The organism is Rhizobium sp. NPDC092011 (genome assembly GCF_044756305.1).
In the GTDB taxonomy this organism is placed as follows: domain Bacteria; phylum Pseudomonadota; class Alphaproteobacteria; order Rhizobiales; family Rhizobiaceae; genus Rhizobium.
Map to the genome: position 1 here is coordinate 12,712 of NZ_JBIVSO010000023.1, position 12,303 is coordinate 25,014.

Annotated in this window: 11 protein-coding genes and 3 pseudogenes; 6 read left to right on the top strand and 8 right to left on the bottom strand. The window is 59.8% G+C overall.

Going from position 1 to position 12,303, the window contains the following annotated elements; translation table 11 throughout:
• Window positions 1-68: 68 nt before the first annotated feature.
• Window positions 69-1,499 (top strand): MFS transporter, encoded by a 1,431-nt coding sequence (locus ACIQJ2_RS35765; protein WP_400676952.1) that lies wholly within the window; start codon window positions 69-71, stop codon window positions 1,497-1,499.
• Window positions 1,500-2,252: 753 nt separating this feature from the next.
• On the opposite strand, the gene ACIQJ2_RS35770 is transcribed toward ACIQJ2_RS35765, so the two are convergent.
• A complete protein-coding gene (locus ACIQJ2_RS35770) occupies window positions 2,253-2,420 on the bottom strand; it encodes a hypothetical protein (RefSeq protein WP_400676955.1) in 168 nt (55 codons plus the stop codon).
• A gap of 296 nt (window positions 2,421-2,716) precedes the next feature.
• On the opposite strand from ACIQJ2_RS35770, the gene ACIQJ2_RS35775 reads away from it, so the two are divergent.
• Window positions 2,717-3,952, top strand: a complete 1,236-nt coding sequence (locus ACIQJ2_RS35775) for a glycosyltransferase (protein WP_400676958.1) — start codon at window positions 2,717-2,719, stop codon at window positions 3,950-3,952.
• On the opposite strand, the gene ACIQJ2_RS35780 is transcribed toward ACIQJ2_RS35775, so the two are convergent.
• From ACIQJ2_RS35780 to ACIQJ2_RS35795, 4 genes are all read right to left on the bottom strand, one after another.
• Complete coding sequence (locus ACIQJ2_RS35780; protein WP_199150465.1) at window positions 3,905-4,810, bottom strand: glucosyll transferase family 2; 906 nt, start codon at window positions 4,808-4,810, stop codon at window positions 3,905-3,907. The two genes, ACIQJ2_RS35775 and ACIQJ2_RS35780, sit on opposite strands and share 48 nt — an antisense overlap.
• Before the next feature lie 6 nt (window positions 4,811-4,816).
• A complete protein-coding gene (locus tag ACIQJ2_RS35785) occupies window positions 4,817-6,199 on the bottom strand; it encodes a hypothetical protein (protein ID WP_400676962.1) in 1,383 nt (460 codons plus the stop codon).
• 541 nt (window positions 6,200-6,740) lie between these two features.
• Window positions 6,741-7,271, bottom strand: a complete 531-nt coding sequence (locus tag ACIQJ2_RS35790; RefSeq protein ID WP_199150467.1) for a chromate transporter — start codon at window positions 7,269-7,271, stop codon at window positions 6,741-6,743.
• The gene (locus ACIQJ2_RS35795) at window positions 7,268-7,834 is read right to left on the bottom strand and encodes a chromate transporter (RefSeq protein WP_400676965.1); all 567 of its coding nucleotides are present in this window, start codon (window positions 7,832-7,834) and stop codon (window positions 7,268-7,270) included. Before ACIQJ2_RS35795 ends, ACIQJ2_RS35790 begins: the two co-directional genes overlap by 4 nt.
• Before the next feature lie 104 nt (window positions 7,835-7,938).
• Here ACIQJ2_RS35795 and ACIQJ2_RS35800 point away from each other — a divergent pair, with 104 nt between their 5' ends.
• From ACIQJ2_RS35800 to ACIQJ2_RS35810, 3 genes and pseudogenes are all read left to right on the top strand, one after another.
• Window positions 7,939-8,856, top strand: coding sequence for a LysR family transcriptional regulator (locus tag ACIQJ2_RS35800; protein WP_400676967.1), 918 nt, complete (start codon window positions 7,939-7,941; stop codon window positions 8,854-8,856).
• A gap of 158 nt (window positions 8,857-9,014) precedes the next feature.
• Window positions 9,015-9,272 (top strand): annotated as a pseudogene (locus tag ACIQJ2_RS35805) (hypothetical protein); the annotation flags it as partial.
• A pseudogene (locus ACIQJ2_RS35810) lies at window positions 9,172-9,498 on the top strand (MFS transporter); the annotation flags it as partial. The pseudogenes ACIQJ2_RS35805 and ACIQJ2_RS35810, both read left to right, overlap by 101 nt.
• Window positions 9,499-9,844: 346 nt before the next feature.
• Here the strand turns inward: ACIQJ2_RS35810 and ACIQJ2_RS35815 are convergent.
• Window positions 9,845-10,093 (bottom strand): annotated as a pseudogene (locus ACIQJ2_RS35815) (type II toxin-antitoxin system RelE/ParE family toxin); the annotation flags it as partial.
• Between the two features lie 31 nt (window positions 10,094-10,124).
• On the bottom strand, window positions 10,125-10,862 hold the full coding sequence (locus tag ACIQJ2_RS35820; RefSeq protein WP_400676969.1) for a response regulator transcription factor: 738 nt from the start codon (window positions 10,860-10,862) through the stop codon (window positions 10,125-10,127).
• A gap of 214 nt (window positions 10,863-11,076) precedes the next feature.
• On the opposite strand from ACIQJ2_RS35820, the gene kdpF reads away from it, so the two are divergent.
• Entirely contained in the window at window positions 11,077-11,277 is a 201-nt protein-coding gene (gene kdpF, locus ACIQJ2_RS35825; RefSeq protein ID WP_400676971.1) for a K(+)-transporting ATPase subunit F, read from the top strand.
• Window positions 11,278-11,555: 278 nt separating this feature from the next.
• On the opposite strand, the gene ACIQJ2_RS35830 is transcribed toward kdpF, so the two are convergent.
• On the bottom strand, window positions 11,556-12,266 hold the full coding sequence (locus ACIQJ2_RS35830) for an IS6 family transposase (RefSeq protein WP_400676974.1): 711 nt from the start codon (window positions 12,264-12,266) through the stop codon (window positions 11,556-11,558).
• Window positions 12,267-12,303 lie beyond the last annotated feature (37 nt).

Genomic DNA, 12,303 nt, shown 5'->3' on the forward strand with positions numbered 1-12,303 from the left:
TCGCTTGACGCCGCGATGCAAGCCTGCATTCTTTGTTGATCGACAAAGATTACTCAATGGAGTTTGACATGACCGCTTTGGAACAGGCCGGCACAACACCGGCGTCAAATATCGGCGCGCGAAGGACAGGGGCGCTGGCGCTGCTAGCCTTCGCCCAGCTCATCTATGCCCTCGACATCAACATCGTCTTCGTCGCCCTGCCGAAGATCGGCGCGAGTTTGGGTTTCTCCGGCCAGACCTTGCAATGGGTGGTCAGCGCCTACATGGTCTTGTGTGGGGGCTTCCTGCTGTTCGGCGGGCGCGCGGCAGACCTGATCGGTCAACGGCGCATGTTCATCCTCGCGCTCTGGCTTTACGCCCTGTCTTCGCTCGCCGGGGGGCTTGCCTGGTCGCCGCAGGTGATCGTCGCCGCGCGCGCCGTCCAAGGTATCGGTGCGGCCTTCCTGTTCCCGGCGACGCTTTCGCTCATCAATCGCCTGTTTGCGGAAGGGCGGGAACGCAACCGGGCACTGGCCGTCTGGGGCGGCGCTGGCGCAAGCGGCCTGAGCATCGGTGCATTGGCTGGTGGTTTTTTGACCGCCACATGGGGCTGGCCCGCCGTCTTCTACGTCAATGTGGTCCTTGCCGGCATCGCAATTATCGCCGCCTTCCTCCTGATCCCGCGCGACATCAAGCGCCAGGAGCGCCGCAGCTTCGACCTGCCGGGTGCCCTGAGCGTGACTGTCGGCGCAACCTCGCTGGTCTTCGCGCTGGTGGAAGGGCCCGAGATCGGATGGCACGCTTCAAGCGTAGCCGGTGCTCTTGCCGTCTCGGCCATCTTCTTCATCGCATTTGCGGTCATCGAGGCGCGCAGTACCGACCCGTTGATGCCTCTGCGACTGTTCGCCAACCGCAATCTTGTCGCAAGCATGCTGATCACCTTCCTCTTCATGGGCACATTCGGAGCGTTGCCCTATTTTCTGACCGTGCTGTTCCAGAATGTGAAGGGACTGACGGCACTGGAAACGGGCTTCGCCTTCCTCGTTCCTTCCGTCGCTATCGCGATTGGCACACAACTCGGCGAGCGCCTAGTAAGAACGCTTTCCATGCGCACCACGCTGGTTATAGGCATGGTGGTTGGTGCTGGCGGCACAGCGCTGCTTGTGCCTGGCACACAGGTCGGAGGCAGCTACCTGACCATCGTTCCGGGTTTGATCGTATCTGGTATCGGTCAAGGCATCGTTTGGACAGCTATGTGGATTGCTGCCGCGACAGGTGTGCATCACGACGAACAAGGAATTGCGTCCGGCATGGCGTCCACCACTCTCAGCGTCGGCAATTCCATTGGTCTCGCGGTCCTCATTGCTCTTGCCAATCGCCATGTCGGCGGCCTGGAGGGTGACGCTCTGCGCGCCGCCGTCGCCGAGGGCACGCAACTCGCCTTCTGGCTGGCGGCCGCCGGCATTCTCGTCAGCCTGCTTGCAGCCCTTGCACTACCGGCGCGAGCCAGGGCCGCGTAAGCATTGGCCGGCTCGGCTTCGGCACTCTGCGACCGCAAGTGCCGAGGCAAATTCCATGCTGGTCCTTACGTTTACGATCAGGTCCGTTACGGTGGTTCAGACAATTGCCTTTCTCGCTGACCGATGGTCAGCGAGAAAGGCAAGAAACTCTGTGTCCGATGCATCTTAAAGGCGGATACCGAGAGGGTTTCCCTTAGCTCTTGAACCAAGCTCGAACCGGCAATGCGTGTTAGCCGCAAGCTAAATGCCAAAACTCGATAGCCTACTGAAACTAATATCACAATTTGGTGAGACCACATGTGGATCGAAATACTGACTGGATCCAGCCTATAGCTATGCCGGAGCAATTGTTTCGGTATCATTGAACGGAACCGATTTTATCCGCGACGCGGCCCGCCGCGCTGCAAATGCCGACTACGGGAATGCAACTCAAATCGCTGTCGGAGCCCTTACGGTTGGAATGAACAAAGCGCATTAGCGCGTTTCACTCGCTGACTTAACTCTGGCTGCTGAGCCTGCCCGCCGACCACAATCGACAGATGGTCTCATGGCCGCAGGGGCGGCATTGCCAAATGGAAGATGCGGGGCCTCAGAATGGCATCGCCACCTGGAGCAGATCCCGCTCAATCCGGGCCATCCCCCGGGAGCCCTGAACTGGTTCGCGCATCCTGCGGGAGTGAAGGGGGTATCAAAGCGCCGACTGCGGCCCACAGGGCGTCGATCCTATCCGTTTTGGCAAGAGGGACCCGCTGCTTACACAAACCGCAGCGCCTGGGCTGGGTTGAGTTTGACGCGTAGCGGATCCGCCAATGCTTGCTCGAACTGGTGGTGGTAAGCGCCGGTTGCTTCTTCTTGCCATCCGGACTCGAAGTCCTGGTTCCGTCCAGGCCTGTTGGACAGAAAGGGGCTGATCGCACCCATCGACGATCCTCCACAACCGAGACAACTTCGATCCATCCCTCTCGGCCTGATCCCGGGTGGGCACCCAGGATCAAGCATCTCATGATGCCAAAGCAGGCGAGAAAGTCATAAGACAACCCCATCACAGCCATTTCTGCAGGGCTGTTCCCTGATCGTCAAATTGCCGCTGCACCCTTCAACGAGCGTTAGCACACGACTAAACCCCAGCGTCATATTTGGTACCTTCGCGGGATGAACCCAATGTTAGGAAAGTTGTGCGATAGCGAGTACTCCACCATCGGTATGGTCAAAGGCGTATGCGCTCCTCATCTCCCGCCCCATCCGTCGTCATTTTCGGCTCCGCACGGCCCGTCACCTGCGCGGTGATGGACTATGCCTATCGCCTCGCCGACGCCATCAATGCACTGCGCCCGGGTTTCGTCGCGGTCCGAACAATCGAGCCGGAACAGCCGTTTGCCTTCATTGCCGCCATTGCCGAGGAGTTGCGTCGGGACCGAATTGTGCATCTGCAGCTGCCGATCGAGGGCTGGGGCAACAAAATCCTGCCCGGCTCGGCACTGATGGCGGCGCGGTTGATGACACGCAAGGGACGGATTGCCATCACCTTGCACGAATGGACCTCGCTCAACCGCCTGCGCCATCTCTCGATGGTGCCGGACATCTTAGCCTGCGACGGCTTCATCTTCGTCTCGCCGCAGCAGCGCGAGAGCTTCCAAACGACTCTATTGGTCGGTAAGGCGAAGAAGCAGGCAGCCCCGGTCATCCCGATCGGTCCCAACATAATGCCGGCGCGGATTGATCCGAAGCGAGTCGCCGCGGAGCGGGCCAAGCTCCGTGGCACCGGCGCCGGCGAGGCCGACATCGTCATCGGTTTTTTCGGCGTGCTCTATGCCAGCAAGCGACCCGACGTCCTGCTGCGCACGACGCAAGCGCTGCACAAACGAGGCGTTAAGGCGCGCCTGCTGATTTGCGGCGATTTCCTCTGGGACAAGCCCAAGGATCGTGAGGCTTTCCTGGCGCTGGCACACGACCTCGGCGTCGCCGACTGGCTCGATTTCCGTGGCCGCATCGACGACGAGGGCGCGCTAATGGCGACGCTTTCCGCCGCGGACGTCTTCCTGCTACCGTTCACCGACGGGATCAGTACGCGGCGTGGCAGCTTCCTGGCGGTCAGCCAACTCGCGATCCCGCTGGTTTCGACTGAAGCCGAGAGGCCGGACGAATTCGCGCTCGCCCCGGCACTGAAGGCGAAGATTGACAACCCGTCGACCGTCCTATGCCCAGTCGACGCCACCCCCGACCGCTTCGCCGAGGCCGTGCTCGTCGCCCAGGCCGGCAAGGCAAAGGCGATCGGCGTCGACCTCGCCAGGCTCTGGGACAACGCTGCCCTCGCTCACCTCGATTTCTACGCCCACCTCCAAAGCCCCGCTCCGACAAACACCGTAGCGCAGGAGACGCGATCGGAGGACAGCCGGGCCGAGCTCTTAATCGAGCGACAGAATGCGTCGCGGGTCGAGGCGACCTCGCAATAGATCCCGCAGTGCCAGCAGATTTCCCCTAAGCCGGCCGCGTCGATCAATTCGGCCCTGGGGCAGCAGGCTACCAACGATGTTGGCTATTAGCGGCGCGGAGGACAGGCGCAAGGCACGAGCGCGGCGCATCGTGCCCTTGCGCGCCAGATACACCGTGTTCGCGATTTGTGAGTAGCCGAACCGCAATCCCGAGGTGCGGCCAAGCTTGACGGCCCGATGGACGCCACGCAACGTCGTAGCGTGCACAATCCGCCCCTCGCCTGCGAGCTGGCTGCAGAAGTCAACGTCCTCTTGCCAGCCGTAGAGCGGCAAATTCTCGTCGAAGCGCGCGCCTGTGCGCCGGATCGCTGCCATCCGAAATGCCATGTTGCAGCCATAGGTGTTCTCCACCGGACGAATATCGCCATTTTCCGGCGGCCGGTCGCCGGCCAAAATCGCCAGCGCCTCTTGCAATCCGATTCCAGGCCCATGAACGCTGTCGGCAAGGACATGACCGGTCGCCGCAACGACATCCGGATTTTGCCGGAATATCAGCTCGGTCTCGGCAAGGAAGCGATCCGTCGGCAGGTAATCGTCATCGAGGAACACGAGCAGATCCACATCGCCGGCCGCATCAAGGATGGCGTTGCGCTGAGCGGTTAGCCCCCGAGAGCCATCGATGCGCTCTGCGGGGATTGTCAGGCTTGCCGCATGATCCCAATCGACGTCATCGCTGGAGGACGGGCAGATCAGGATGCGCTGCGGGCGCAGTTCCTGCCGATCGAGCTGGATAAGTGTGTCTCGTAAAACCTCGCGGCGGCCGGAGGTGGCGAAGCCAACGATGATAGTGGTCGGTCGGGTTGGTATCGTGTCAGTCATGATGCCTCAACGTGCGATCCAGCGGAGGAAAACGAAAGAAGGCGCCGCGCCGAAGACGAGCGCGACGGCAAGGGCGACGCCAGTTGCCAGCAGGAGGTCGCCGGCAAACAAACCTGCGCTCAGCCAGGCAACGATCAAGGCCGCGGCAGACGCAAGCACAGGCCACCAGGGCAGAACGAAAGGTTGCCGGCGCAGCATGAATACGCCGAAGATCGCTGCCGCTGCCGCTCCGCCGGCGGTCCCGGCGGCAATGGCGGCACCGGCGCCGGGATAGAGCGCCGCGGCCACGAAGGCTCCAGCGCAAGTCAAGATGCAGTCGAGCGCGGCCAATCCGACGATGGCCGGCAAGCGGCGCTGCAGATGCGCGGGCGTCGACAGTAAAGTTTGAGTGAGGGATCGAAGCAACGCCACCAGCATGATGAGCGGCGCCGTTTGCGCGAAGGAAGCCTGCATGGCAAGCGGAACGACAGTCGCTGTCGCGGCCCCAAGTAGGGCGATTAGACCGGCGGCGCCGAGCAGGGCGGAGCCTGTCAGCAGGGCATAGTAGCGGCCGAGCTCGACCTGGACGTCTTCAGAGCTGCCCTCGGTATCGAAGCGCGTCACCAGCTCAGGGTAACGCACGGCCTGAAGCGAGGTGATGATCATGCCGAATGGCCGCTGCAGCAGATCTAGCGCCAGCAACGGGCCGGCCGCTGCCGCCGGTCCTAGCCCGCTCAAGAAGATCGTCTTGAGCCCGAGCGGCGCCATCACCCCGACGATTGAGGCGCCGGCCGACACACCGCCATAGACCAGGTGACGCTTGACGAGCTTGCCGTCGCTGGCGCGCGACCAGGGCAGGATGTGGCGCGACAGGACGCAGGCTAAAATGCAGTAGACGAGGTTTCCGACCAGGATGCCAGCCACCACATGCTTAAGATCGCCGCCCAGCGCGGCGCCGGCTAGCGTCGTCGCAGCTTGGATTGTCGCGCGCGCGCCTTGGAGGCAAGAGAACAGCCTGAACTCCTGCCGAAAGCGCAGCATGGTCAGATGCAATTCGCCGCCGCCCTGCAGGATCGCTGCGGTGGCGCCGGCTAACCCTAGCCAGAGCGGAACGTCGAATAGCTGCGCGACTAGCGCTCCGAGAAGGCAGAGGGCCGCGCTTGCGATGAACTCGGCGATGATGACGCCACGCTGAGCCAGTTCACTTTCTTCGTCAGGGCCGGGATAAAAACGGCTGCAGGCGGAGCGGAGCCACTGAAAGCAGGCGATGTCGGCGAACTGGGCGATCGAGATGAACAGCGAATAGGCGACGTAGGTCGGCGCCGCGAGCAGGTGGGAGACTGCGATGAGGAGACAGAAGGCGAGAGCTGATTGGTATAGGTACGACCCTAGCGCTGCGATTTTAACCATCAGCGCCTCAGGTAATACGTTTCAGCGCTGCCATGGCCACGCACATTTCAACCCTCCAAAAGGACTTGCTAGCATGCAAGAGTTGAGGAAAGCTTGCCAGCAGACAGCAACTCAACGCAATGCGGCAAACAATATCGGCGCCAATGCCGTCGCCACCACGCGAGATCACCAATATTTCTGGGGTGCGCACGAACTGCTAGTGTCGGCTGGGTCATCTCGGTTGCCTCGACGAAGAGGCAACGATGGCCGTTGAATGGACGATCACGATCAAGGGAAGAGTGATTTCGGTAATACTTGGCGAAAGGAGGTTCACGTCGACGAGAGCTGGAAGCGTTTGTTTGACCATCAATCGATCCATGCCGCGAGAATGTGGATACAGGTCGTAACCACTCGCGGACGAGCGGCAAACTCGAGCGTCCCTGAGAAAGATCAGGGATGAACGGCACCGCCCGGAGGAAAGTGGGCTGACGCCACGACGCAACTGGGCAACGCAGGGGGTGAGAGCCGGCTATCTTCCAGGGCGCCTGCGATCGGACGACGCTCACATCTGTCCGAGACCGCTTAGCCCGATCAGCGCTCCGGCACCCAGAACGAAGAGGGGATGCACGCTAGTCTTCGTTAGGACGACGGCACATGCTCCCGCGACCGCCGCCAGAACCAGACTGGGCGCCGAGGCTTCAGTGATGACGGCGGCGCTCGCCGTCACGAGGCCCGCGGTCATCGGCACCAGCCCGGATTGGACGATCCTGCGCCATGGCCGATCCTTAAAACGGGTCCAGACGTGCAGCGCGATGCCGGTAACGAGCGACGAGGGCCCGAACTTCGCCGCAGAGCTCACGAACACGCCAGCCCATCCGGCGACGTGCCAGCCGACCAGCGGAACCACCATCAAGTTCGGGCCGGGAGCCGCCTGAGCCAGAGCGAAGAGAGCGCTGAACTCCTCGGCTGTCATCCAGTGATGGATGTCGACGACCTCGCGATGCATTTCTGGAAGAATGGAATTACCGCCGCCGAAGGCGAGGAGCGAGAGTTGGGTGAAAATAGTCGCCAGATCAATCAGGTTGGATGTCATGCTTCCAACCTCCAGGTGGCCAGGATGCTGACGGGAGACAGCACCAGCATGGTCGGCAGCAGAGGAAGCTTGAGGATGGCGATCGCGATGAAACACAACACGGCAACGGCAATCGCGACGGGCCGCTTGCGAAGCGGCATGACAATCTTGATGGCCATGGAAATCAGAAGCCCCGCCGCTGCCGCGGCCAGACCTGCAAACATGTGTGTGACATAGGGATTGTCGTGAAACTGATCGTAAAAGATACCCATGGCGATGACGACCGCCGTCGGCGCCGCGATGAGACCGAATAGAGCAGCCAGAGCACCGGCAACGCCTTGAAACCGCAGGCCGATGGCAACCGACATATTGATGATGTTACCGCCGGGCAGGAACTGACAGAGCCCGAGCAGTTCGGAGAATTCCTCAGCTGAAAGCCACTGGCGTTTCTCGACAACCATTCTTCGAGCGAGTGGCAGGACGCCGCCGAAACCCGTGAGGCCGAGAGTAAAAAATCCCCAAAACAGATCCGTCACGGTGGGAGACAAACGCGGGCTTTGGCGCGGGAGAGAAAGAGTATCCATGGATCGGCCTGTCTTTAGGTCACTGCGGTACGGAGAATTTAAACTTCTCTCGCTTGCATGTCTAATATATGGATAATGGTAATTGCATACTTTTAGGATATGGCATGATTGAGCTTCGGCATCTTCGTTACGCCGTGACCGTCGCGGATGAGGGTCATATCACGCGTGCCGCCGAGAGGCTCGGCATCCAACAGCCGCCGCTCAGCCAGCAAATCCGAAATCTGGAGGATCTGGTCGGGGCGACGCTCTTCCAACGCTTGCCGCGCGGCGTCACATTGACCGAAGCGGGACGAACATTCGTCGACAAAGCCCGGATCATTCTGAAGGATGTCGACCTTGCGGTGGAGGCAACACGCCGCAACGCCCGCGGCGAGGAAGGCAGCCTGGCCATTGGCTTCACCAGCTCCGCCGCCTTCCATCCGCTGGTGACGACGGCGGTGCGTTCGCTTGGCGAGATCTCCCCGGGCGTGCGGATCAAGCTCGAGGAATCCAGCACCAGTGATCTCATCGACGCGCTGCGGGCACAGCTGATCGACGTTGCATTCGTCCGCTCGCCAGTCGAGCTGTCGAAAGGATTGACCGTATCTAGGATCCTCGACGAGGAGATGTTCGTCGCATTGCCCGACAGTCATCGACTTGTCGCCAAGAGAGCGAGGCGGGCGTCGCCTATCCAGCTGTCCGAACTGGCAGACGAGTCCTTCATCCTGTACCGGCGTCCATCCGGTCCTGGGTTTTATGATGCGATCATAGCAGCCTGTGGCCGCGCGGGGTTCAGTCCGCGGGTCAAGCATGAAGCACCGCGCCTCATGTCGACCCTCAGCCTCGTGGCAGCAGGCCTCGGCATTTCGATCATTCCGAATTCGATGACGCGGCTTGAGACCAACGGCATCGCCTATCTGCCTCTCGATCGAAAGACACAGCTTGTGGCACCCCTTCATCTTGCCCACAGGGACGAGCCCTCGGGAGGCGCGCTCAGGCTCTTTATCGATATCGTGCGCCGCTCCGCACCAGAGCTCGGATGACAATCGAAAGACCTGAAGGATCCCGGTCCGGATAAATTTTTTTCAATGCTCGACATTTGCGTCTCGAGGTCGGCGGCGAAGCGAATGGCGAGGAAACCGCCCTACCCGCGAAGATGGCCAGCCACACCTTGAGAGGCTGCAGTGGGAGACGGCCAATGATGTGCATCATCACCATTCCCGACCAGTCGCCGGTCGCCAAGGCCTGTCAGGGATTCGACGCCGACGGGCGTATAAAGCCATCCTCGTATCACGATCGCGTTGTCGACGTCTGCGAGCAACTTGTGAAGTTCATCATGCTGACGCGCGACATGTCAGATTATCTCCGCCGTCTTGTTGCCGGGAGCGCTCGTTATCCTGATCGCCACTGTGCCGTCCGTGCGAGGCGCACTGATCTTCGCGGTCGTCTTCGGCCTTAGTTCCGGCCTTAGCAGCATTGTGGAGGGCACCTTGCCGCCTGAACTGGTCTGCAGCGAAGGCTGCGGGCAACGGCAAGGGCAAGTGCTGGCCATCCGGCCGGTGAGCTCCTCCACCGCGCCATTTCTTCTGGCCTTGATGATGCGGAAAATCGGGGTATCGTGGTCGCTTTCTGTCGCTGCACCGCTTGGGATGGTCGCCGTAGCAGCCTTCCTCGGCATTATGTAGCTGATGCGCACATTCGTTCCATCCGAACCCGCTCGCACCAGGCAATAACAGGTCTCACACTTGTGCTGCCAAACCTTGTAGGCCGAAATAAGCAGGATGACTGCAAGGTCTGGAAGGAGATCAGCGTTCGAGGCGATTCCGAGCAGGGATCCGTGCACAAGAGCGCCGCTGAAATGCCAGAATTAAAATACTCGCCGAGCAATCTTGAAACTGCCGTACATCGCTGCTCCTGACGAGAATCGAACCATCGACAGTTCGCCTGATTATCTATCCCATTGACAAACAAACATTCTTGCATCTCTCCTTGCCGACCCGGAGGCGTCAATCTTCGGGAGGTGCATTTAGCCGCCCCGTGGAGGACACGCAGTACTCGCACTGTCGTCTCCATCACGGCATAGGCGGCGACATACGGCTTACCGGAAACGACCAGTTCGCGTGTCCCCACAATCCGGCCGGGACGACCACTCTCCGGAAAATCCTGGAGTCGGCGGGCCGCAGTCACAATCCGTTCATCAACCGTAATTGCGGCGGTAGGGTTATCAGCCTCAAGATGAGTGAATGTATCGTCGCGACGTGTGGCTTGCTTTTTGGCGATTTAAAAATCTTGCTGACTTTAGCCCGGCCACCTAGACGGCGAGTGCGTCTTGCCCGCCACCAGTAACTGCCTCATCTCGTTCAGGCCTATCGGCGCGGAACAGGTACCCTTGGCCGGGCTGAGTAATGATGTAACTGGGCTTGCCCGGATCTGGCTCGATCTTGCTGCGAAGCTGGGAGACATAGACACGAATACATTGCGTATCGACCTGTTCGCTCCATATCTGTGACATCAAAAAACGATGTGACAGCACCACCTCCGGATTCTGCGCGAACACCTGAAACAGTTCGAACTCCTTCCGGGAGAGAACAATGCTGAGCCCGTCGATGGTCACCGACTGACTAGCAGTGTCAAACTCGAACGCCCCCATCTGCATACGCGGATCTCTTCGGCCGGATTTCACCTTCCGTCGCAGTCGAGCGCGGGCCCGCGCGCCCAGTTCCTCAAGATCAATCGGTTTTGTCAAAAAATCGTCCGCACCATCATCGAGAGCTCTGACTTTGGTGTCGGTGTCTGCCTGGTAGGACATTGCGATTACTTCAGACTGCGGGAACCGACGACGAAGTTCGCGGATCGAATGACGGCCAATACCGACATCCGCGCAATGAAAAATTATGAGATCCGGGTCCGCAACCGCCGCATCCAAAGTTTGAGTATCGAAAGCTGCGGTGAGAGATCGATGCCCCGCTGACCTGAAGAATTCCATAAAGGTCTCGCGCAGCGATGTATCCGGTTCGACGATCAGTATCTTAGGCGTATCGGTCAACATGCTGAGCTCCTGTTGTCTTTCGCCTATCGGAAAGGCGATCGTGAAGCCCTTATCAGTTCGTCCGTCAGGATAACGTCGTATTTCAGCCTGTGCTATAAAGATCGTGTAAATCCGTCCCAGGCGGCCGTCGTTCCTTACACCGTTCTTATGTGAACGTATAAAATCTCGGCACCAACCTTACATGCGACGCAATAGATGATTGTCGGCAACTTCGATGGCTCAAGGAGTCGATAATCATGGACACCATACATCCACCCTCTCTTCGGCAACCAGCCCCGCCGCCTTCTTCGGTCACGCAGCCCATCGGCGAGGCAAGGCCATGACCTCCATTCTGATGACCATCCTGACGGGCGTCTGCTCAATCGGCCTTCTCGTCTATCTCTTCTACGCGCTCGTGAAGCCTGAACGCTTTTGAGGCTGGATCAACACCCCACAACAATTTTTTGAGGGCAATCATGGGCGACCTCTTATTCGTCGCGGTCACGCTCGTCTTCTTCGTCATCACCGCAGGGTTCCTCGTAGCCCTGGAACAGATCTGAGGACGCAGACGTGGCACAAGATATCATTCAGTTCGTCATCATCCTGGCGATCATGACCATTCTGGTCGTCGTCCTCGGCAAGTGGATGACGTACCTCTTCACGGCATTGCCAAGTTGTTTGAGGCTGGTAGCGCGCTGTCTCGAGTCGCGTATTTTACGCCGTCATTTCTGCGGTATAGTCGCCCCACATGGAGAATGCGTCAGCCCTTGCATGGCGGTATGAGATAGCGGCGAGATTGTACCGGCGAGGACGGAAGATCGTATTGATTTGCTCATGGGCTGACAGGAAGCGTTGCGCTTGACGGGGCGATTTGAACCGCCCCATGATCTTCTCCCGCTTTCTGGTCTGACGGTGTGAGTTCTCAATTCTGTTGTTCAGGCCCTTATGAGCCCGATGATCGGCATCTGGCGCCAGATTCTGTATCGGCTTGATGTAGCTGCCAAGCTTGTCCGTCACGACGACGCGCGGCTCACCAAATTGCTTGACCAGCCTTGAGAAGAAACGCCTGGCAGCCTTGGTGTTGCGGCGCGGCTGAACCAGGATATCGAGAGCATCACCATCGGCGTCGATTGCCCGCCAGAGCCAGAATTTCTGTCCGCCAATCGCGATGACGGCCTCATCCATATGCCACTTGTCGTTTGGCTTTGGTCTGTCTCTGCGAATACAGCCAGCAAAATGGCGGCCAAAACGGTTGATCCAGAGGCGAACGGTTTCCCGGCTGACGATAACCCCACGCTCGGCAAGCAGGTCCTCCACATCGGCCGTGCTCAGGGCAAACCGGTGATAGGCCCAGACCGCATAAGCGACAATGTCACGCGGAAAACGGAACCCCTTCAAACGGGGAAAAGTACTCGGCAATTTCATGGCACCTCGATACCCGAACCCCCAGCCTCAAACAACT